Origin of the sequence: Cytobacillus gottheilii (genome assembly GCF_001636345.1) — a bacterium.
Taxonomy (GTDB): domain Bacteria; phylum Bacillota; class Bacilli; order Bacillales; family Cytobacillaceae; genus Cytobacillus; species Cytobacillus gottheilii.
Map to the genome: position 1 here is coordinate 2,901,118 of NZ_KV440945.1, position 21,137 is coordinate 2,922,254.

Consider the following 21,137-nt stretch of genomic DNA (forward strand, 5'->3'; position numbering starts at 1 on the left):
TTCCTGTTCCTCTTGATATAAAAATAAGCACCCTGACATTTTTGGTCAGGGTGCTGAAGAGTTGAAGGTTTTAGGCATACGGGTATACTTCCCCTGATATACCTAATGTGCTTCAACACCCTTGTAAGCCTCTCTGGACTCTTCTTAAAAGGCGTTATGCCACATCATCATTGTGAGATTCGTTTTCATCTAAATCCGCCATTTTCTCTCTGCCTGGAAGGATCAGGTTTAATAACACACCGCTGATTGCTGCAAGTGCCATTCCTTCAAGTTCAAAGTTTCCAATGGCGATATGTGCTCCGCCAATTCCTATAACTAAGATGACAGATGAGATGACAAGGTTGCGGTTATTGCCAAAGTCAACTTTGCTGTCAACTAGCAGTCTTAAACCAGATGAAGCGATAATTCCGAACAGCAGGATCGATACGCCTCCCATTACTGGAGAAGGAATGGATGAAATTAATGCAGTTATTTTTCCGATGAAGCCGAATAGGATTGCGAATACCGCTGCTCCAGCCAAAACATATACGCTGTAAACCTTTGTAATCGCCAGCACACCAATGTTTTCTCCATACGTCGTTTTCGGCGGTCCGCCAATTAAAGCGGAAATCATTGTAGCTGTTCCGTCTCCTAAAATGGAGCGGTGTAAGCCTGGATCTTTTATATAGTTCTTGCCTACAACCTTACCAAGGACAAGCTGATGTCCGATATGCTCTGAAATTGTCACAATTGCTACTGGTGCCATCAGGAATATTAATGTTGAAGTAATGCTGATATCATAATGCACGATCGGGAAAATAAAATCTGGCATCTCGATCCAAGCTGCTTCTCTTACTCCTGTGAAGTCAACAATGCCGATTATCACTGAGTATAGATATCCGACGATGATTCCTAAAAGGATGGATACCATTCCAAACATGCCTTTGCCGAAGATTGAAAACAAAATTGTTGCTGCAAGAGTTACAATGGCTGCTGAGAAGTGAAGCAGACTGTATTCTCCTGATGCAGGGTTATTCATGGCCATGCCAACTGCTGTACCTGCTAGAGCCAAACCAATTACGATAATCACCGGACCAACAACAACTGGCGGTAAAATATTCATAATCCAGCGGAAGCCTGCTTTTTTAATGATTAAAGCCACTATGCCGTATACGAGACCAGCTATGAAGGATCCGATCATCGCTGCGCCAGGTCCGCCAATCTCATGAGCCGTGGTTAAAGGAATGATGAAGGCGAAAGACGAGCCAAGATATGCTGGTACTTGAAACTTAGTGATTAAGAGGAAAGCCAGCGTCCCTATACCGCTTGAAATAAGGGCCATCGCTGGGCTTAAGTCAACTAAAATGGGTACAAGTACGGTTGCACCAAACATAGCGAATAAGTGCTGTAAGCTAAGTGTAAGCCATTGAAATGGTGATGGTTTATCTTTAATATCTAGAACTGGATTTCTCATAAGGCTCTCTCCCTTTACATTCATTTAAGTAAAAAACCCTCTTTGCGTTAGGCTGCAAAGAGGGTATAAGAGCACAGCAAAAGAAAGACAATTCTCTTGCCGGTTCCCCTTTGTCAGCCTCACGGGACTGCTTTTAAAAAGGGTATGAAATTTTTAATTGTTGTTTTCGTATATGCTGACTTGATCGCTTTCATCGACTTCTTTTAGTTCCACGACAATTTTCTCCAAGCTCGATGTCGGGATATTCTTGCCGACAAAGTCAGCTCTGATCGGCAGCTCGCGATGACCGCGGTCAACAAGCACTGCCAGCTGAATGGAAGATGGTCTGCCTAGGTCAATAAGTGCATCTAATGCAGCTCTCACTGTTCTGCCTGTGTATAAAACATCGTCTATAAGAATAACCTTTTGATCTTTTATATCGATTGGAATAGAAGATCCTTTAATAAGCGGCTCTTCATTATCAGTCTTCTTCGTTAAATCATCACGATATAATGTGATATCCAATTCACCAACTGAAATTTGTGCTCCTTCAATCTCTTCGATTCTTTTAGCAAGCCGGTTAGCTAAGTATATTCCTCGAGTTTTGATCCCGATTAATATGCAGCCTTCGATCCCTTTATTTTTTTCAATTATTTCATGAGCAATTCTGGTTAATGCTCTGCGGATCGCTTGTTCATCTAAGACAATTGCCTTTTGCGGCATTATATTCACCCCATCTTGTCTTATCTTTGTCCAAACAAAAACCCTCTCACTGTACGGCGAGAGGGTAGATTTGCAGAATCCTTGCACACGTATTTAGGGTGCAATTTTCCTAATCCGACTCCTTCTCAGCCTCACGGGACTGTCTTAAAGGACTATTCAACTGTGTTTATCATATAGCAGCTATCGAATTTTGTCAACGGTTATTTCTTAATGAATCAAGCAGTTCAGTATAATCTGCAGGAAGCGGTGCTTCAAACTCGATATACTCACCCGTGCGGGGGTGATCAAACCCTAATACACCTGCATGCAGGACTTGTCCATTAAAATCAATCGTTTTCCTTGGACCATATTTCGGATCGCCTGCAAGCGGGTAGCCAATATATTTCATGTGAACACGAATTTGATGTGTTCTCCCTGTTTCCAGCTGACATTCAACGAGAGTGAAGTTCTCAAAACGTTCGAGTACCCTGAAATGAGTGACAGCATGCTTGCCTTCATCGACCACCGCCATGTTTTGACGATCTTTAGGGTCACGTGCAATTGGGGCATCAATCGTTCCATGGTCATGGGGAATTAAACCATGCACAACCGCTTTGTATTTACGGGTAACCGTTTTTTCAACAAGCTGATTGACAAGACTTTCATGAGCCATATCATTTTTAGCAACCATCAAAAGGCCAGAAGTATCTTTATCAATTCTGTGAACAATTCCAGGACGCATTACGCCATTAATGCCAGAAAGATCTGTACAGTGCGCCATTAATCCATTCACAAGTGTTCCCGTTTGATGGCCAGCCGCAGGATGTACAACCATCCCTTTTGGTTTATTAACGACAAGAACATCCGAATCTTCAAAATAAATTTCCAGATCCATTTGCTCTGCTACAATATCAAGCTCTTCAGGATCAGGCAATGAAATTTCAATCTGATCATTCAGGCTGCATTTATAATTTGTTTTAATGGTTTTCCCGTTAACAAGCACCAAATTATCTTTAATCCACTGCTGTACTTGTGTTCTGGACCATTCTTCATTTACATTTGAAAGAACTTTATCAATTCTTTCTCCTACTTGTTCTTCAAGAACGATGTGTTCCACTTTTTCCATCTTTTTTCTCCTTCTTAGCTGCTATTTCCTCTAAGATCATTTGCAGCATTAACATTCCAACACCAATACATAATGCGGCATCAGCTACATTAAAAATAGGGAAATCATAAGAAAAGATATACGTATTAACAAAGTCTACAACTTCCTGATGTAAAACCCGATCAATAAAATTTCCTATTGCTCCGCCAAGCATTAATGCTAAGGAAACACCTAACAGATGGTTTCCTTTTGCCGCTTTTTGCATGTAATAAACGATTCCTATGATGACAATAACGGTTATGATATAGAAAAACCACATTTGCCCTTCCAGTATGCCCCAAGCAGCACCAGGATTGCGATGGGATGTTATATACAGAAAATCTTCAATAATTTCAACACTTTCACCAAGCTCAAAATTTTTGACAATCAGCCATTTTGTCAGCTGATCAAGCGCAATGACAAATACTGTAATTATGTAATAAAACACAAAGGCAACCTCCACAATTCATATCGTTACCTTAGCATTTTAGCATAAACAGCCTGAAAGCAACAGTAAGCATTCTTTAAAAGAGTGCTTTTCGATAAAATTTCCCCAGGCTTGTGTAATCGTCTTTTGACTTGAGGGTTGGAATTTCTTTTAGCAGTTCTGTTGGCAGAAGTTCTCCCGAAAGCTCGCACATGCCATAATTGCCTTGTTCAAGTTTTGCAATTGTTCTTTCAACATCGTGCAATTCTTCAAGAAGGATAGGTTTAATTAGCGGATTACTGGTACCATTCATTAGCCTTTCTAAAAGTTCTTGTCTCGTGTTACGGAGTTCTGAATAAAGATCGTTAATGTTTGCATCCATATCTTTTCCTCCGTTCATTTTGTTTCTTATATTATTTTCCGCATGCTCGAGCATGACACGGGAAAACATTTAACATAAGGAACAACATTTGACGGAGGTGGTAATAATCAACAGAGAAGATACATGTATATTGACTAAATTAAGAAAGTTGCGATTTGAAAAACCATTATTGTAGAGGCGGGTTTTAGAAGTAGTCCGTTTCTTTACGCTGCTGCAGACCTATGCTTTTCGCGGGAGGAACCTGTGAAATAAGCGGAGATTTTAACCTTATTTCCTGAATTGAGCTATTTTCGGGCAAAATAAGGGGAGGGTTTCCGACTATCTTGAAAAAAATCGTCCATTTGCATGTTTTTCAGGTAGTTAGTCGGAATTTCTCCGTCTATTTCTGCACATTTTCCGTGATTTTGCGATTTAAGCGGAATTTTTCCGCTTATTTTGATGTTCCTTTCTGCCCTGAATGGGAGGAACCTGTGAAATAAGCGGAGATTTTACCCTTATTTCGAGAATTGGGCTATTTTCGCTCAAAATAAGGGGCGGGTTTCCGACTATCTTGAAAAAAATCGTCCATTTGCATGTTTTTCAGGTAGTTAGTCGGAATTTCTCCGTCTATTTCTGCACCTTTTCCATGATTTTGTGATTTAAGTGGAAGATTTCCGCTTATTTCACAGGTTAAGTATTTCACACGTTGCTTGGAAGGCACTATGTCTGTTGATTTACAGCACAAAAGAAGCTGAGATGCGCGCTCTTACTCAGCAGTTATAACAACAAAGTTTGCATCCAATATTTTAAACATAAAAAAATCCGAATGATTAGAAGGTGTTTTCCTAATCATCCGGATCCAATTCAAGGCTGAGCACCAGCCTCTGTTTAGTTTAATTTATGCCAAATGGCTATAGTTGTTTTTTACAACATCTGCACAGCGTGTGCAAAGTGTAGGGTATTCTTCGTTTTGGCCCACTTCTGGAGTGACCGTCCAGCAGCGTTCACATGTTTCGCCTTCTGCTTTTGAGACAACAATAGCTGTGTTCTCAAATTTAACTGCATTTTCTGGCGCTTCTTCATATGTGCCGGCAATTTCAAAGCCTGAAACAATAAAGAGCTGCTGCAGGTTTTCGCTGATGGAATCAAGCAATCCTTTTACTTCATCGTTCACATATAACGCAATTTTAGCTGTTAATGATTTTCCGATTACTTTCGCATTACGAGCTTCTTCTAGCGCTTTTAATACGTCGTCGCGCAGTTTCATAAATGACGTCCATTTTTTCTCCAGCAATTCTGCATTTGGCAGATCAACATATTCCGGCATATCAGTTAACTGAACACTTTCTTCCTGAACATTTGGAATAAAGCTCCACACTTCATCTGCTGTATGAGAAAGAATTGGCGCAGTAAGCTTCGTCAACGCAATTAAGCTCTCATATAATACAGTTTGAATCGCACGGCGATCTTCATGATCTTTTGCTTCGATATATAAAACATCTTTAGCAAAATCAAGATAGAATGCACTTAGATCTAACGTACAGAAATTATTGATGCTATGGTAGATGGAAGCAAATTCATAGCGGTCATAAGCTGTTACTGAATTTTTAATTAGCTTGTTCAGCTTCACGAGCATAAATTGATCTACTTCACGAAGATTTTCATATGCTACTTTATCTTTTGCCGGATCAAAATCAGCAAGATTTCCAAGTAAGAAACGGAACGTATTACGGATTTTACGATATACTTCTGCGACTTGCTTAAGAATAGGATCAGAAACACGGACATCTGCCTGATAGTCAACAGATGCTACCCATAAACGGAGGATGTCAGCACCTAACTGATTCATTACTTTAGCTGGCACAACGACATTTCCTACAGACTTACTCATCTTTCTGCCTTCTCCATCCAGAACAAATCCATGGCTCAATACACCTTTGTATGGTGCTTTGCCTGTTACAGCAACAGCTGTTGATAATGAAGAGTTAAACCAGCCGCGATATTGGTCAGATCCTTCTAAATAAAGGTCTGCTGGTCTTTGCAGGTCTTCTCTTTCAAGCAGAACCGCCTGATGGGATGATCCTGAGTCAAACCAAACATCCATAATATCTGTTTCTTTTGTAAATTGGCCATTCGGACTTCCTGGATGAGTAAATCCTTCAGGAAGCAATTCTTTTGCTTCTTTCTCAAACCAGATATTTGAGCCATGCTCTCTAAATAATGCAGATACATGGTCGATTGTTTCATCAGTAATGATCTCTTCGCCATTTTCCGCATAAAAAACTGGAATTGGCACACCCCATGCACGCTGACGGGAGATACACCAATCGCCGCGATCACGGACCATGTTATATAAACGAGTTTCTCCCCACGCTGGAACAAACTGAGTATCATTAATCGCTTGAAGCAGTTCACTTCTAAAGTCTTTAATTGAAGCAAACCATTGGGCTGTTGCACGGAAAATAACTGGCTTTTTTGTTCTCCAATCATGCGGATAGGAGTGTGTGATAAATGAGATCTTCAGTAATGCGCCAGCTTCCTGCAGTTTCTCAGTAATTGGTTTATTTGCCTGATCATAAAATAATCCTTCAAAACCAGGTGCTTCATCTGTCATATTCCCTTTATCATCGACAGGACATAATACTTCTAAGCCGTATTTGCTGCCGACATAAAAGTCATCTTCCCCATGTCCTGGAGCTGTATGAACACAGCCTGTTCCGGCATCAGTCGTAACGTGTTCACCAAGCATGACGAGCGAATCACGGCCATATAAAGGATGCTTCGCTAATACGTTTTCCATTTCGGCGCCTTTAAATGTTTTAACAACATTATGCTGCTCCCATTCAAGCTCACTTGCAACAGATGATAATAAGTCTTCTGCAATAACAAACTTATCTCCATTGGCTTCCACAACAACATAATTTAATGTTGGGTGAACAGAGATTCCCAAGTTTGCAGGAATCGTCCATGGAGTCGTTGTCCAGATGATGATTTTCGTGTCAGCATCTAGAACGTCTTTACCATCTTTTACAGGGAAAGCCACATAAATGGATGGAGAACGCTTATCTTGATATTCAATTTCTGCTTCAGCAAGTGCAGATTCTGAAGAAGGAGACCAATAAACTGGCTTTTTGCCTTTATAGATATAACCTTTTTTGGCCATGTCTCCAAATACTTTAATTTGCTGTGCTTCATATGCTGGTTTTAGTGTGATATAAGGATTTTCCCAATCCCCTCTGACACCTAATCGCTTGAATTGCTCACGCTGGCTGTCAATTTGTTCGTATGCATATTCTTCACAAAGCTTACGGAATTCAGCAACCGTCATTTCCTTGCGTTTTACACCTTTATTTGTAAGCGCCTGTTCAATTGGAAGACCATGAGTATCCCAGCCTGGCACATATGGGGCATGAAACCCGTTCATTGATTTAAAACGGACAATAAAGTCTTTTAAAATTTTATTTAAAGCATGACCAATGTGAATATCTCCGTTTGCATATGGAGGTCCATCGTGAAGAACAAACATTGGACGATCCTTTGTGCGCTCCTGCACCTTCTCATAAATGTTCATTTCTGACCATTTATCCTGCACTTCCGGTTCGCGCTTTGGCAAGTTGCCGCGCATCGGAAATTCTGTTTGTGGCATTAATAATGTATCTTTGAATTCCATCTCTGTTTCCTCCTGTCATCTCTATCGACCATCATTACCTTTTTTCGGGGTAAAAATCCGCTGAAACGCAAAAAAAACCTTTTCATCCCATAAAGGGACGAGAAGGTTTTAATTCCCGCGGTACCACCCTTGTAGACAGAGAAAACAGTCTCTATCCGCTCAATTAGCATTCATAACGTGAATGAACCGTCCCGCCTACCAGCTTAAAAGCGTTCAGCAAGGAACTCAAGGGTGATTTTCTTAATCTCAGCTTATGCCGGCTTCCACCTCTCCCCGGCTCTCTGCAAGCGTCCATAATAACCGCTTATATAAACAAATGAGATTTGTACTGTCCCTCTCAACGATTTAATATAGATGATTTTGTGATAAAATTATATGCGATATCCTCTTATTTCGTCAAGCGTATGAATCTTCTTCTTCAGAACTTTTTAATTCAGTTGCATCAAGCTTATATTCTAAGAGATGATCCCAATCATCATTATTAAGCATATCAAGCTGTGCTTCGATTAACATTTTAAAACGAGTGCGGAATACCTTCGACTGTTTTTTTAATTCCTCTATGTCAATGGCAATTTTTCTTGCTTTAGAGAGAGACTCATTCACGATGCGATCAGCGTTTTTCTCGGCTTCTTTAATAATCAGCTTCGCTTCCTTCTGCGCATTACGCTTTACTTCCTCTGCAGCTTCCTGTGCAACAACGATTGATTTGTTTAATGTCGTCTCAATGGTGTTGAAATGGCCAATTCGCTCATTTAAATCATTTAGCTTTTCTTCGAGTTCTTTTTTCTCACGAATAATTAATTCATAATCTTTAATAACGTTATCAAGAAATTCATTTACTTCATCTTCATCATATCCGCGGAATCCTTTACTGAACTCTTTATTATGAATATCTAACGGTGTTAATGGCACTGTTGCCACCTCCCAAATCAATTGTTCTTTTTATGTACTTGATAAGCAAATATTCGACACACTTTCGCAAATTCCTGCAAGATGCTGAATTATTTTTGCTTGCCTGCTACAATTCGCCATTTATCCTTTTTTGTTTTTCCTTCGATGCCCATCATTTTAGCGCGCCCAAAACCCCTGGCTGAAATCATATCCCCTTCTCTGCACTCAAAAGAAGGATTTTCAATCACGGTCCAGTTCACTTTTACCAGTTTTGAACTTATAAAGGTTTGTGCTTTTTGCCGTGATATATTAAAAATGGCGGCAAGCACTGCATCCAGTCTTAATGAACTGCATGTCAGAGCAGATTCTTGCCACTGTTCTTCAGGTGTTTTAGCATCTGATAAAGGGATTTGCTTTAAGTTTATGCTCGCTCGTCCGATTGATTCGAGCTGAAGGCTGATATATGACTCAATTTCTTTCGACACAATCAGCTGGACCACATCATTCTGAATAAGAATATCGCCAAATTTGGCTCTCTTTAGTCCAAGTGACATGAGACTGCCAAGAACTTGCGGATGCTCAATTGTAACAAACTTCTTTGCATATTCTACCTCAAATAAGCTGATTTGAAAATCCTCTTCTTCAATTTGATGATAATCAGGATATAAAAATGCGCGCTTTCTTTCAGCACCGCTGTATCCGCCAAAGAATGCATATTTGATTTCAGCGTTCTCTCCAATAAGCGATTTAACGATTTGCTGTTCGCGGGGATCCAGAAAATCGGTCAGCTTTCCTGCATATGTACTTTCAACTTGATTTCTCCAATTCAGCACCTGATCAATAAATTCTTTTTCCTCTGGCCTGAAGTGTTGATAAATGCTCATTTTAAAACTCCTTACTATGTTAAGAAAAAATAAATAAGGACTTACAAAGTAAAAAAGGACTATAATAGCCCCATTTTACAATACAATCCATCTATATAATTGATCAATGCCTGTTACAGCGAATCGAAGAACAAAAATGGCAACAAGAGGTGAAATATCAAGCATGCCAATCGGAGGAATAAACCTTCTGAACGGCTCTAAATACGGTTCACATATTCTCGCTAAAAACTGTCCAATCGATGATTCTCTTGCATTTGGAAACCATGACATTAAAATATAAATAATTAATGCCCATGAATAAATACCAATTAAATTTGCTAATATTTCAAACAGAAAGCCCATTCCCATTACCACCTCGTATTATCGAATTCTTGCTCTTGCATTAATTGAGAAATCGTGCCTGAAACCTCTACATTATCAGGAGTACATAGGAAAATATCATTTCCTACTTTTTGAATATCTCCGCCAATTGCATAAACGGTTCCACTCAGGAAATCAATAATTCGTTTGGCTTGATCTCTCTCAATTCGCTGCAGATTAACAACAACGGCTCTTCTATTTTTCAGCTGATCTGCTATATCCTGTGCTTCCGCATAAACACGCGGTTCAACGAGGACAACTTTTGATGATTTTTGCACACTTTGCAGACTGACTACGTTTTGCTTTTGAACAGACTGCTGCTTTTGCTGAGAAGGCTGTTTAGCAGGGGCTGCTTCCTCTTCGAGCATATCCTCTTCTCTATCATCATATTCATCATCTAAAAAGAAAAATGTCTTAAATTTAGATTTAATGCTCATCTCTTCATATACCTCCTTACCTTATTGACCCACTAAAGCGGTTCCTATTCTGATCATTGTTGCGCCTTCTTCAATAGCAATGTGATAATCATTAGACATTCCCATTGATAGTTCTGTGCAAGGCGCATAACTCTCTTCAAGTGCCTGAATATCCTGCTGAAGCTCTTTCAATTTTCTAAAGCAGCTGCGCAGCAGGTCTTCATCTTCCGTGAACGGTGCCATTGTCATAAGACCAGCAACACGAATATTGGAAAATGGCTTTAATGAAGCAATAAAGGGTTTAACCTCTTCAAGCGGCAGGCCATGCTTTGACTCTTCACCCGAAACATTGACTTGAACTAAACAATCAATGATATGATCGGCTCTTTTTTGTATTTCTTCAGCAAGTGAAAGCCGGTCAAGCGAATGAATATAGGCTACTTTATCAATGATGTTTTTTACTTTTTTTGATTGAAGTGAACCAATAAAATGCCATGTAGGCTTGTCCGCTAATACCTCCCATTTAGCCAGGAGGCCATCATCACGGTTTTCGCCTAAATCCTTAATACCTGCATCCATTGCTTCTTGTGCCCGTTCCACAGAAACATATTTTGTCACAGCAATGATTTTAATTTCTTCGCGATTGCGTCCAGAGCGCTCGCAGGCTGTTTCTATCTTTTGCTGAATTTCCCGTAAATTGTCTTCTACTTTCATGGTATTGCTCTTACTCCTCCTTCCAGCCCATAAAACTGATCATTCTGCCTGTCTTCCCGCTATCTCTGCGGTGAGAGTAAAATAAGTCAGCATTACAGCTGGTGCAATAATTCGAAATAACAATATTCTTTTCAGCCAGTCCGCTATGAATCATGACTTGACGGTTTAATTGTTTTAAGTCTAATTGATACTGACCTTTTGAAATCTCTTTATATGCTGGTGGCAAATGATCGTTTTTCCACTGATTTGCAGCTTTGATGACCCTGTCATCTACTACATAACACTGTCCGCAAATTGATGGTCCGATGACGGCTTCTATTTCATTTGCCGGAATTCCATCGTTTTTAAATACGGTAATCATTTTTTCAGCTATTCCATGCACTGTACCTTTCCAGCCGGCGTGTGCAATCCCAATTGTTTTTGTTTTGCGATGCAGAAAGTATAATGGAACACAATCAGCATAGCATAATGTCAGAAGAATTCCTTGGTCATTTGTATAAAATCCATCTGTATGAGGAAAAGAGCTATCATATTGCATGGCTCCGAGCCCGGCATCTTTAGGTGAAACTTTTGCCACATTAACCTCATGTGTTTGATCTGCTCCAACCCAATTGGAAAGAGGAAAATCCAGCTTACCACCAAGATGCTGACGATTTTTCATAACAGTGAGCTGGTCGTCTGAAACATGAAACCCCATATTCAGCCCTGTAAACTCCCCTTTGCTAAAACCGCCATTTTTGGTAGAAAATCCAGCAGTAAGTCCGGGAAAATCGGAAACCCAGTGTTCAATTGTTAAAAACTCATCAGTGTGTTTAATAAAAGGCTCCATACTCATATCCTCATTTTTTCTCTAGTTTACCATAAGGAAGGCATTGTTTACAGTTTTATGTTGCTTTATCCTTCATCTTCTGTAAAACTGTATTCTGCTGATTTATATCGGACGAGTATCACATCTTCACCAATTTTAATGATATTTTTCCAAGGTATAACAATGTCTTCGTCTTTTCCGAAGAAGCCCAGCATTCTGCCGCTTCCTCCCACGATGACAGCTTCAATTTTGCCGCTGTTTAGATTGATATCAATATCGCCAATATTCCCCAGCCTTTTTCCATCTGAAACATTAACCACATCTTTCAATTGAAAATCAGATATTTTGATCATAAAGGTCATCTCCCGCATTTATTCTATAATTTAATATATGATGCATAGATTGAAAATCATGTTAGGAAAAAAGAAAATTGTAGGCAGGGGTTAAAAGAATGAAAGAAAACTTGCCGATTGGCAAGCCTGTCAGGGGAAGTCAGTGGCTTAGCTGCACTTGTGCTACATTAATTGAGCACCTCGGTCGATTATCCCTCCAAGCTGTTCATTAATCATTTCTGAACATACGAAAAAGCCTGCCATTCGGCAGACTTAACTTTGAATATTTTTGTTCATTTGTTTAATGGCCGCTTTTTCTAAGCGTGATACTTGAGCTTGAGATATTCCGATTTCTTCAGCAACTTCCATTTGCGTTTTTCCTTGGAAAAATCTTTTTCTAAGTATGAGTTTTTCTCTTTCATTAAGTCTTCGCATACCTTCCATAAGTGCAATTTCCTCAATCCATTGGATGTCTTTATTCCGCTCATCACTGAGCTGGTCCATCACAAAAATAGGATCTCCGCCATCATTATAAATTGGCTCAAACAAGGAAACGGGATCTTGAATGGCATCGAGGGCAAATACAATGTCCTCATGCGGTACATCAAGTTCCTTTGCAATTTCTTCTGCTGTTGGCTCTCTAGATGTTTTGCTCATAAGCCGTTCTCTTACCTGCAAGGCTTTATAAGCAATATCCCTTAATGAACGGGAAACGCGAATAGGGTTATTATCACGCAGATACCTTCTGATTTCCCCAATAATCATTGGAACAGCATAAGTGGAAAACTTTACGTTTTGACTTAAATCAAAATTATCAATAGATTTCATTAGGCCGATACATCCAACCTGGAACAGATCATCCACAAATTCTCCCCTGTTATTAAAACGCTGGATGACACTTAATACAAGCCGTAAATTGCCATTTACGAGTTTTTCCCGGGCCGTTATATCTCCCTCATGCATTTGCTTGAAGAGTTCTCTCATTTCTTCGTTTTTTAATACTGGAAGTTTTGATGTGTCTACACCGCAAATCTCTACTTTATTTCGAGTCAATTCTTTCCCTCCTCACAGGAGTTGCTGTACAAAAAACAGTATCTCCTTGAGAAGGAAAAATATGCATGATGAAATAGAGCACAAAAATTCAGAATTGACAAAGCTTGCTGCTAAAGGATTTTTGAGGAAAAAAGGACAAAATTTATAATTAGTTCCAGCTCCTAGCGCCTTCCACTTTTCCTTTGTCCAGTTCCAGCGCCTAGCCCCTCGAGGTCATAAGTCAATCTGTCCAGAAGGTTAAAGTACAACCTTCTAGCCAGCTCGTCTTATGCTTGTCGGGGCTGAGCAAGGCGCTTCCACTTTTCTTACACCATTTTATTAAATTCTTTTTTTAGTCTTTTGATGATTCTTTTTTCCAGGCGTGAGATATAGGATTGAGAGATGCCCAGAAGGTCCGCTACATCTTTTTGGGTCATTTCGTCGCCCGCTCCAAGACCAAATCTTAGCTCCATAATTTGTTTTTCACGGTCTGTTAGCTGATGCAGGGCATTTAACAGCAGTTTTTTATCTACATTTGCTTCCAAATCTTTTGTAATGATATCGTCATCTGTTCCCAGCACGTCGGATAGCAATAACTCATTGCCGTCCCAATCAATGTTCAGCGGTTCATCAAAAGAGACCTCTGAGCGAATTTTGTTATTTCTTCTTAAATACATTAAGATTTCATTTTCAATGCATCGGGAAGCGTATGTAGCTAATTTGATTTTCTTTTCAGGGTTAAATGTATTTACCGCTTTAATCAGTCCAATAGTACCTATGCTTATTAAATCTTCAATATTAATGCCTGTGTTTTCAAATTTCCTTGCAATATAAACCACAAGTCTTAAATTACGCTCAATTAAGATGGAGCGGGCTGCCTTATCACCATTAGGCAATTTAATCAATAAATGTTCTTCTTCTTCTTTGCTCAATGGCGGCGGTAATGCTTCACTTCCGCCTATGTAGTAAACTTCATCAGATTTGAGGCCCAGTTTAATCAGCAATTTATACCAGTAATAGGATAATCGAAGTTTTAATTTTTTCATGATTTGTCCTCCTTCTAAATTGTGTTTTTCTGAGTATAGTATATAAAGCGTTTTAACTATATTATCCTGCGCGTATTTCTGCAGATACTTGTTTAGCACTTGCCATCATTTTAGGGTGAACAATACATTGAAAGGCATCGTCGCTCGAAAGCTCCTGCATGGTAAACGAGATTAGTCCCCGATTAACTTCCAGAACTTCCTCCGTCTTTCGGAACTTGATGCTTTCTGGTTTTACAGCGATTATAAGCTGGTGATCCTGACCGACTACTTTATATGGAATAATTCTCATCCTATGCTCCCACTCAGCAGAAACGGTGTGTTGCCCGAGTACAACCTTTTCAGGGTCTTCAGCCATTGCCTGTATTTCTTCAGGAAAATCTCCTTTGTTTCCTTTAATAGAAATAAACATAACAGGCATTTTGGAGATTGGATCGTATAATTGATTTCCACTGTCAATCAGACCTTTAAAGCTATACACTTTGCTGTTCAGCATAATTTCTACATCAATTAAGGAGTCATATTGAATTTTTACCATTTCAAATGTTTCGATGTTTTTTCTGGAAAAATGCCAGGCAAGCGGAAAACCAATTAGAACGAAGAGCCAGCTAATCGGATCTCCAAATCCTTTTACACTCCCAATCATGACTGCAGCCGACAGTTCAAAGTCAAATTGTACAAAGTAATGAGCTCCAATCAGGACGCCGCCAATTAAAAAGGTGGTTAAATAAAAGGTCATTAGACTGCTGAAGAAAAACTTCAATCTCTTATAGCCAAATGCCGTATAAACCATAAAGACTGAGAATAGTAATTTCATTAGCGGATGTCCTGCTACTGAATGTATAGGCGTAATCGCTAATAAGATAATAATTGAGCCGATAAGACCGCCTGCTATCAGTCTCCACCATTTCACATGACGCTTTAAGATGATAGCGGTTAAGTAAAGTAATAGTGTGTCGAATAAAAAGTTTAAAGCCCAAATGACATCAAGGTAAATCGCCAATCATATCCCTCCTATAAGTCTGATGCGGGATCATTTGGGATCGTAAGCAACCACTCAATAAACTTAAAGCTGCAAAAGATAAATATTTTCCCAGTAAGTATTATCCTTTGACCACTATTAAATCTGTTACGAAAAAGTATAGCGCATCTGTTTAGATAAAGATGTCACTTCCTGTAGTGAAAACTTGAGAAATTTTCACTATAATTTTCGTTTTTTGTCAATATTTCATATGGGACAAGTATTTGTTCTAAATATATATATTAAAAAGGGGTTAATAGAGTTGATTTTTAAGAGAGGTTCAGTAAATTATTTTTTTACAATATAAAAAAACCCTCAGCCTTTTGCCGAGGGTTTAATCTGCTATATTATTTATCTTCTGCGATTGCGATTGCGCAAGAACGTTGGAATATCTAAAGTGTCTTCCGAGTTGTTTGATGTTGTGCTGCGGACAGGTTCTTGCTGAGGTTCTTCACGCTTTGGCTGTTCGCGCTTCACAGCTCCTGTACCTGCACCCATTGCTGGTTGTTTCTGCTGGCCAAATGAAGGTCTGCTTGGTTTAGGCTGTGCCGCTTCTTCATTAAATCCAGTTGCAATAACCGTTACGACAATTTCATCTTTTAGGTTTTCATTAATGACAGAACCGAAGATCATATTCACATCATGATCAGATGCAGAGGCAACAATATCTGCTGCTTCTTGAACTTCGTAAAGGCTTAGGTTTGAGCCTCCAGTAATATTCATAAGAACACCTTGTGCTCCATCAATAGATGTTTCTAATAATGGAGAAGAAATCGCCTTTTTAGCAGCTTCTGTTGCACGGTTATCACCTGAAGCAATACCGATACCCATTGAAGCAGATCCTTTATTGGACATAATTGTCTTTACGTCAGCAAAGTCAAGGTTAATTAATCCAGGAACAGCGATTAGTTCTGAAATACCTTGAACCCCTTGACGAAGCACATTATCTGCTTCACGGAAAGCTTCAAGCATTGGAGTGCTTTTATCTACAATTTCTAATAAACGGTCGTTAGGAATGACAATTAACGTATCGACAGCTTCTTTCATCGAAGCGATTCCGCCTGCAGCCTGTGTTGATCTTTTTCTTCCTTCAAAAGTGAAAGGTCTTGTTACAACACCAACTGTTAAAGCTCCTAAATCTCTAGCGATTTGAGCAATTACTGGTGCAGCTCCTGTACCAGTTCCTCCGCCCATACCAGCTGTAACAAACACCATGTCAGCACCTCTAAGTGCTTCTTCAAGCTGTTCTTTGCTTTCTTCTGCAGCCTTTTTACCAACCTCAGGATTTGCTCCAGCTCCAAGTCCTCTAGTAAGTTTACCGCCAATCTGCATTTTGATTTCAGCTTTCGATAGGTTTAATGCTTGCGCATCTGTATTTACAGCAATAAAATCAACACCTTGAACACCATGTTCAATCATCCGGTTAACCGCATTGTTACCGCCGCCGCCAACGCCGATGACTTTAATCGTTGCTAATGAATCTAAATTTGTATCAAATTCTAACATGACAAATCCTCCTAAATCGATATCCCCGAGAACACCATTTCGTATGTGAAAAGCCTATTCGAAAAAGTATCCGAAGAACTTTTTTACTCTCGATGTAATTTTTTCTTCCGGCTGCTTCTCCGGCTTTGCTTTTGGTTGCGGTTGTTTTTGAACTCTTCTTTCCTTTGCTTCAGTGCTTGCGACCGGAGTACTCATCTTCCTGCCCTGCACCTTCGCATTTTTATAAGCGAATTTTATCAACCCGACCGCGGTTGTATACTGCGGCTCCCTTACACCGATATAATCAGGTATGGCGATCCGTACGCGGTTTTGGAAAATAACTTGTGCTAATTCGAGTATACCTTGAGAATTGGCAACTCCGCCTGTCAGAACATATCCCCCAGGGAGATCATATGCCCCAAGGCGCTTTACTTCATGCTGAATTAAATCAAAGATCTCTTCCAATCTAGCTTCTATAATATCAGATATTTCAAGCTGATTAAATTGCTGATGCTGATCACTTCCAATAATCGGTACACTAAATACTTCCTCTTCAGAAGCATGATCATAGAATGCATAGCCATGTTTGATTTTTATTTTTTCAGCGTCTTCTGTTGAAGTTCGCAAGCCAATTGAGAGATCCTTTGTTATATGATCACCGCCAACTGGCAATACACTTGTTCCTTTTAATATGCCCTGCTCAAATAAGGTAACCGTTGTTGAGCCGCCTCCTATATCAACTAAAGCAACTCCAAGGTTCTTCTCATCCTTTGAAAGAGCAAATGCTCCTGCTGCTAGAGGCTGCAGGCTAATGTCCACTATTTCCAGACCAGCACGCTCTACACAGCGCAATGTGTTATGTAAAATTGTTTTAGAGCCAGTGATAATGGTACCTTCCATTTCAAGCCTTACACCAATCATACCACGCGGATCACTTATTTCATCCAATCCGTCAACAATAAATTGTCTGGGAATAACATCAATGATATCTCTTTCTGGAGGAATGGATACAACTTGTGCTGCATCTATTACTCTTGCAACATCATCATCTGATATTTCCCTATTTTCACTTGAAACAGCCACTACGCCATGTGAAGGCTGCAGCATAACATGATTGCCAGTAATCCCCACTATTACGCTTTTAATCTCCATGCCAATCATTCTTTCGGCTTGTTCGATTGCACGTTTGATGGAATGAACGGTTTCATCTATATCAACAATGGAGCCTTTTCGTAAACCTTCAGACTTTACATTGCCAACACCAATAATATTTAAAGAGTCATTGACCATTTCACCAATGATTACTTTTACACTGGATGTACCGATGTCAAGACTTACATATATTTCGTTGCTGTTCATTCTCTGGCACCTCCTTTTGCAAATTGTTTCTTTTGAACAACAAATAATTTTTTTAGGTTTCTGATGTGCTGATCTGCTATTAAGGGAACTCGTTTTCCGCAGAGCCGATGCTGAATCCCCTTATGTTTTAATCAGCACAAGTTAATGTTTAATATAATTCATCTGCTTGTATAAAGCATCGAATAATAACGTGAATTAAAAACTATTGTAATGAAATTTTTCTTCTTTTAATAAATATAATATAAAAAAGAGGGATTAAAGCAGATCAGCCTCTTTATTTATATTAATTTATTTACAATAGAATACTCTACTAATTCGTCAGAAGTTAGACTATTCCCTTTTTTAAAACTTAATTTTTTTCAGTTTTTTCACGGGGTACAGACCATTTTGTAAGCAGGATTCTCCTGATGACAGCTATGTTTTGAAATAGCCTTACACCAAAGGCGAATACAGCGGCTAAGTACAAGTCTACACCAAGATGTACACCTAGGAAAGCTAAACTTGCTGCAAGGATAATATTAAAGAAAAAGCCTGAAACAAAGACCTTTTCATCGTAAATATTCTGCAGCTGTGCCCGTATTCCTCCGAATAGTGTATCAAGGGCTGCTAACACAGCAATCGATAGATAATTAGAGTACTCGGCAGGGATTCTGATATCTGCCATCAGTCCAAAGAAGACACCTATTATAAGGCCTAACACAGGCAGCCACATTATGAATTTCCTCCTTTGTCGGCCTCTACAGGTTCCATGTCTCTAATACGAATACTATCTTCATAAGCAGGAATAGTAATCATGCTTTCGGGTTTTGAAATCTTCACCCGCAAATTATCAATAAAAAACTCCTCAGCCGATTTGGATACTTGCATACGGTTATAAAGTTTTTCCGCAACCTGCCTATTTTCTGCAATTACTTTGATTTCAATCGGAAAATCGTTTAGCGAGAAGCCATTTATTTTTGTTTCTCCATTGATATCACGGATTACCGTCGTGTTTATAACACGCTGCCCTCCGATCGAAACATATAATGCATCGTACATATTCAGCTCATTTAATAACCTTTTAAGCAATTCAGGAGACACGGTTGTGACCTTGTTTCCCATTAGCAATTCCTCATAAACTGGTTCTATGGTTAATAAAATGCCGAATCCTTCAATGTCACTTAAGCCTGCCTCTTTCTTCAATTCCTCCAGCGTTTCACGCAATGCCAGCTCTTTGCTTTGTTCACGTTCTGATTCATATTGAGAAAGAATTTCCTCTTGAGAACGTATTTCCCTTAACAAATTTACTTGCATCTCTTTTTCTTTCTCGAGATCCTCCCTAAGCTGCCACGTATCCCTAGTGTCACGGACCGTTGGCTCTTGCAGGGTATTAAATTGCAAGGCAAGCATGAAGCCGACAATGATTGCAATAAAGGTAAAACTTATCCATTTTTTGTCCACGTGTTTACCACCTTGCTTTCACACCAAATTTATGTGGACATTCATTTTTAATTTACTGATGTTTTGTGCAGCGATCCGGAAACATATTTATTAAGATCCGAAGAGGTAAGCTGAATAGTATGTTCATTCAAGGTGAGAATCTTAGCTTCCGTATATTGGCTCCATGATAATTTCTTGCTTCGTTTCTAATGAAAATAAAATATTATCATTCACTAAACGATCTTTCACTCCGCCTGTTAAATTTAAGGCTGAAGCCATAACATCAGCATCTCCGATTGCAGTGATCACAAATGGTGCAGGATGCTGATAGCCGTCAACTTCAATGACAGGTCCATTGCATAGAATATACGAATTTGCTTTCAGCCTTTGGCCATTTATTGAAATAGCCGATGCACCTGAAATATATAATTCATTGATCACTCGGAAAACATGATGTTCATGAACAATATAATTATTAATATTCTCTTCATTAGGATCATAGTTTCCGTCAGAAAGCTTAACCTCTACACCTTGTCCTTTTACTTTTACTTTACCAAGAAACATCCGGTATTTTTCAGCATCTTCAGCCATGTTAAAATAAATCTGTTCTTCCTCAGCGAAGCCTTTTTCAATTCCTTGGATCGTATCTTGGTTCGCATTCAGTTCTCTTTGCAATGAGCGATTTTTCTCTTCCATTTCTACGATTTGGTTACGGAGATTAAGATCTCTTTCCCATTGTTTTGTAGAAATATCAGCCGCCTCATTTTCATTATTGGTTAAACGGAATGAAAAAGTTAATATAAACCCTAACACAAGAAAAACAAGAGAAAATATGACTTGTCTACCTTTCACCTTCTGTTTCCTCGTCAACTTTCTCCGCTCCTTCTTCTTCAAAAGCTCTAAAATAAGAGCCAACTTCTAAATCAATAATTCCCTTTTGATTGGCATCCAGCTGACTTACGATTGAAGGATAATGTGCCATCTTTTCAGAAAAACTTCTAAGTGTCGCACTCACTTCAAAGCCATCGTTCATAAATAACTGTACGTGAAAACGATCCGTTTCCTTTGGGCTATAATGGACTTCTGAAATTGAATTTTGAATTTCGACAGGCAAGACTTCTAATTCCTGTATCATTAAATCAAGAACTTCGCCTTCATCGAATCCAATTAGGATCGGTGCATTTGCGGGGATTTCACCTGCTTGTCCTTGAATGGTTTTACCGTTTTCTAATACAGGCTTATATGTCTCCCCGTTCATTATGTATGCAATTCTTCTCAATTCATCGACCACAATGTTTACCGTGCTGGGCAAACTGGTTGTAACTTGTACATTTTTCACTTCAGACAGCGCCTTTAATTTCTCCTCAATCTCCTGTTCATCAATCTCCCATATATTCGTAGTCTGTGAAATGCCGCTATTTTCAATAACTTCAGCATTGCTGTATATAGTATTGCCCTTCACTTCAATTTCTTTCACGTGACTCAGCGGTGATTGAAAATATATAACGAATACAATTAAAATAAAAAACAGGATCAGCAGAAAAATAAGTCTGCGATTCGCTTTCTTTTTCCGCTGCTGTTTTAGCTTTGGAATACGATCTTCAAGTGAAACTAATTTTCCATTGCTCATTGATTTT

22 protein-coding genes and 1 other annotated feature are annotated in these 21,137 nt (G+C 39.2%); all 22 genes read right to left on the bottom strand.

Translation table 11 applies throughout. The features are described 5' to 3' along the window. Nucleotides 1-154: 154 nt before the first annotated feature. The gene (locus A6754_RS14020) at nt 155-1,453 is read right to left on the bottom strand and encodes a solute carrier family 23 protein (protein WP_066446800.1); all 1,299 of its coding nucleotides are present in this window, start codon (nt 1,451-1,453) and stop codon (nt 155-157) included. A gap of 153 nt (nt 1,454-1,606) precedes the next feature. Next, nucleotides 1,607-2,155: a bifunctional pyr operon transcriptional regulator/uracil phosphoribosyltransferase PyrR gene (gene pyrR / locus A6754_RS14025; RefSeq protein ID WP_066446802.1), complete on the bottom strand. Its 549-nt coding sequence runs from the start codon at nt 2,153-2,155 to the stop codon at nt 1,607-1,609. A gap of 193 nt (nt 2,156-2,348) precedes the next feature. After that, nucleotides 2,349-3,260: an RluA family pseudouridine synthase gene (locus A6754_RS14030; RefSeq protein WP_066446805.1), complete on the bottom strand. Its 912-nt coding sequence runs from the start codon at nt 3,258-3,260 to the stop codon at nt 2,349-2,351. After that, nucleotides 3,232-3,726 carry a signal peptidase II gene (gene lspA, locus A6754_RS14035; protein WP_066446807.1) on the bottom strand — a complete coding sequence of 165 codons (495 nt, stop codon included), beginning with the start codon at nt 3,724-3,726 and terminating at the stop codon, nt 3,232-3,234. The genes A6754_RS14030 and lspA overlap by 29 nt, the downstream gene beginning before the upstream one ends. 76 nt (nt 3,727-3,802) lie before the next feature. Then, complete coding sequence (locus A6754_RS14040; protein ID WP_066446809.1) at nt 3,803-4,087, bottom strand: hypothetical protein; 285 nt, start codon at nt 4,085-4,087, stop codon at nt 3,803-3,805. Between the two features lie 877 nt (nt 4,088-4,964). Then, a complete protein-coding gene (gene ileS / locus A6754_RS14045; RefSeq protein ID WP_066446811.1) occupies nt 4,965-7,736 on the bottom strand; it encodes an isoleucine--tRNA ligase in 2,772 nt (923 codons plus the stop codon). Between the two features lie 90 nt (nt 7,737-7,826). Then, nucleotides 7,827-8,086, bottom strand: a binding site (T-box leader). Between the two features lie 46 nt (nt 8,087-8,132). Further along, a complete protein-coding gene (locus tag A6754_RS14050; RefSeq protein ID WP_066446813.1) occupies nt 8,133-8,648 on the bottom strand; it encodes a DivIVA domain-containing protein in 516 nt (171 codons plus the stop codon). An 89-nt stretch (nt 8,649-8,737) separates the two neighbouring features. Then, the gene (locus A6754_RS14055) at nt 8,738-9,511 is read right to left on the bottom strand and encodes a YlmH family RNA-binding protein (protein WP_066446815.1); all 774 of its coding nucleotides are present in this window, start codon (nt 9,509-9,511) and stop codon (nt 8,738-8,740) included. A 75-nt stretch (nt 9,512-9,586) separates the two neighbouring features. After that, a complete protein-coding gene (locus A6754_RS14060) occupies nt 9,587-9,853 on the bottom strand; it encodes a YggT family protein (RefSeq protein WP_066446817.1) in 267 nt (88 codons plus the stop codon). Nucleotides 9,854-9,858: 5 nt separating this feature from the next. After that, nucleotides 9,859-10,308: a cell division protein SepF gene (locus A6754_RS14065; protein WP_066446819.1), complete on the bottom strand. Its 450-nt coding sequence runs from the start codon at nt 10,306-10,308 to the stop codon at nt 9,859-9,861. Nucleotides 10,309-10,329: 21 nt separating this feature from the next. Then, on the bottom strand, nt 10,330-11,001 hold the full coding sequence (locus A6754_RS14070) for a YggS family pyridoxal phosphate-dependent enzyme (RefSeq protein WP_066446821.1): 672 nt from the start codon (nt 10,999-11,001) through the stop codon (nt 10,330-10,332). 10 nt (nt 11,002-11,011) lie between these two features. Beyond that, nucleotides 11,012-11,830 (bottom strand): peptidoglycan editing factor PgeF, encoded by an 819-nt coding sequence (pgeF, locus tag A6754_RS14075; protein ID WP_066446825.1) that lies wholly within the window; start codon nt 11,828-11,830, stop codon nt 11,012-11,014. Nucleotides 11,831-11,895: 65 nt separating this feature from the next. Further along, entirely contained in the window at nt 11,896-12,162 is a 267-nt protein-coding gene (locus A6754_RS14080; RefSeq protein ID WP_066446828.1) for a YlmC/YmxH family sporulation protein, read from the bottom strand. A 252-nt stretch (nt 12,163-12,414) separates the two neighbouring features. Further along, entirely contained in the window at nt 12,415-13,194 is a 780-nt protein-coding gene (gene sigG / locus A6754_RS14085) for an RNA polymerase sporulation sigma factor SigG (RefSeq protein WP_066446830.1), read from the bottom strand. A gap of 305 nt (nt 13,195-13,499) precedes the next feature. Continuing rightward, entirely contained in the window at nt 13,500-14,219 is a 720-nt protein-coding gene (gene sigE, locus A6754_RS14090) for an RNA polymerase sporulation sigma factor SigE (protein WP_066446838.1), read from the bottom strand. Between the two features lie 61 nt (nt 14,220-14,280). After that, the gene (spoIIGA, locus tag A6754_RS14095) at nt 14,281-15,219 is read right to left on the bottom strand and encodes a sigma-E processing peptidase SpoIIGA (RefSeq protein WP_066446842.1); all 939 of its coding nucleotides are present in this window, start codon (nt 15,217-15,219) and stop codon (nt 14,281-14,283) included. Nucleotides 15,220-15,588: 369 nt separating this feature from the next. Continuing rightward, nucleotides 15,589-16,743 (bottom strand): cell division protein FtsZ, encoded by a 1,155-nt coding sequence (ftsZ, locus tag A6754_RS14100; RefSeq protein ID WP_066446846.1) that lies wholly within the window; start codon nt 16,741-16,743, stop codon nt 15,589-15,591. A gap of 54 nt (nt 16,744-16,797) precedes the next feature. Further along, nucleotides 16,798-18,081, bottom strand: a complete 1,284-nt coding sequence (gene ftsA, locus A6754_RS14105; RefSeq protein WP_066446849.1) for a cell division protein FtsA — start codon at nt 18,079-18,081, stop codon at nt 16,798-16,800. A 349-nt stretch (nt 18,082-18,430) separates the two neighbouring features. Then, nucleotides 18,431-18,793, bottom strand: coding sequence for a small basic family protein (locus A6754_RS14110; protein ID WP_066446852.1), 363 nt, complete (start codon nt 18,791-18,793; stop codon nt 18,431-18,433). Further along, nucleotides 18,793-19,521: a DUF881 domain-containing protein gene (locus tag A6754_RS14115; protein ID WP_066446860.1), complete on the bottom strand. Its 729-nt coding sequence runs from the start codon at nt 19,519-19,521 to the stop codon at nt 18,793-18,795. The genes A6754_RS14110 and A6754_RS14115 overlap by 1 nt, the downstream gene beginning before the upstream one ends. Before the next feature lie 141 nt (nt 19,522-19,662). Further along, nucleotides 19,663-20,352, bottom strand: a complete 690-nt coding sequence (locus tag A6754_RS14120) for a DUF881 domain-containing protein (RefSeq protein WP_257297887.1) — start codon at nt 20,350-20,352, stop codon at nt 19,663-19,665. After that, nucleotides 20,342-21,130 carry a cell division protein FtsQ/DivIB gene (locus tag A6754_RS14125; RefSeq protein ID WP_066446866.1) on the bottom strand — a complete coding sequence of 263 codons (789 nt, stop codon included), beginning with the start codon at nt 21,128-21,130 and terminating at the stop codon, nt 20,342-20,344. Before A6754_RS14125 ends, A6754_RS14120 begins: the two co-directional genes overlap by 11 nt. Nucleotides 21,131-21,137: the final 7 nt, after the last annotated feature.

Coding starts and splice junctions, on each gene's coding strand:
- A6754_RS14020 (WP_066446800.1), bottom strand. CDS start 1,453: ATGAGAAATCCAGTTCTAGATATTAAAGATAAACCATCACCATTTCAA.
- pyrR (WP_066446802.1), bottom strand. CDS start 2,155: ATGCCGCAAAAGGCAATTGTCTTAGATGAACAAGCGATCCGCAGAGCA.
- A6754_RS14030 (WP_066446805.1), bottom strand. CDS start 3,260: ATGGAAAAAGTGGAACACATCGTTCTTGAAGAACAAGTAGGAGAAAGA.
- A6754_RS14040 (WP_066446809.1), bottom strand. CDS start 4,087: ATGGATGCAAACATTAACGATCTTTATTCAGAACTCCGTAACACGAGA.
- ileS (WP_066446811.1), bottom strand. CDS start 7,736: ATGGAATTCAAAGATACATTATTAATGCCACAAACAGAATTTCCGATG.
- A6754_RS14055 (WP_066446815.1), bottom strand. CDS start 9,511: ATGAGCATTTATCAACACTTCAGGCCAGAGGAAAAAGAATTTATTGAT.
- A6754_RS14060 (WP_066446817.1), bottom strand. CDS start 9,853: ATGGGCTTTCTGTTTGAAATATTAGCAAATTTAATTGGTATTTATTCA.
- A6754_RS14065 (WP_066446819.1), bottom strand. CDS start 10,308: ATGAGCATTAAATCTAAATTTAAGACATTTTTCTTTTTAGATGATGAA.
- A6754_RS14070 (WP_066446821.1), bottom strand. CDS start 11,001: ATGAAAGTAGAAGACAATTTACGGGAAATTCAGCAAAAGATAGAAACA.
- pgeF (WP_066446825.1), bottom strand. CDS start 11,830: ATGGAGCCTTTTATTAAACACACTGATGAGTTTTTAACAATTGAACAC.
- A6754_RS14080 (WP_066446828.1), bottom strand. CDS start 12,162: ATGATCAAAATATCTGATTTTCAATTGAAAGATGTGGTTAATGTTTCA.
- sigE (WP_066446838.1), bottom strand. CDS start 14,219: ATGAAAAAATTAAAACTTCGATTATCCTATTACTGGTATAAATTGCTG.
- ftsZ (WP_066446846.1), bottom strand. CDS start 16,743: ATGTTAGAATTTGATACAAATTTAGATTCATTAGCAACGATTAAAGTC.
- ftsA (WP_066446849.1), bottom strand. CDS start 18,081: ATGAACAGCAACGAAATATATGTAAGTCTTGACATCGGTACATCCAGT.
- A6754_RS14110 (WP_066446852.1), bottom strand. CDS start 18,793: ATGTGGCTGCCTGTGTTAGGCCTTATAATAGGTGTCTTCTTTGGACTG.
- A6754_RS14125 (WP_066446866.1), bottom strand. CDS start 21,130: ATGAGCAATGGAAAATTAGTTTCACTTGAAGATCGTATTCCAAAGCTA.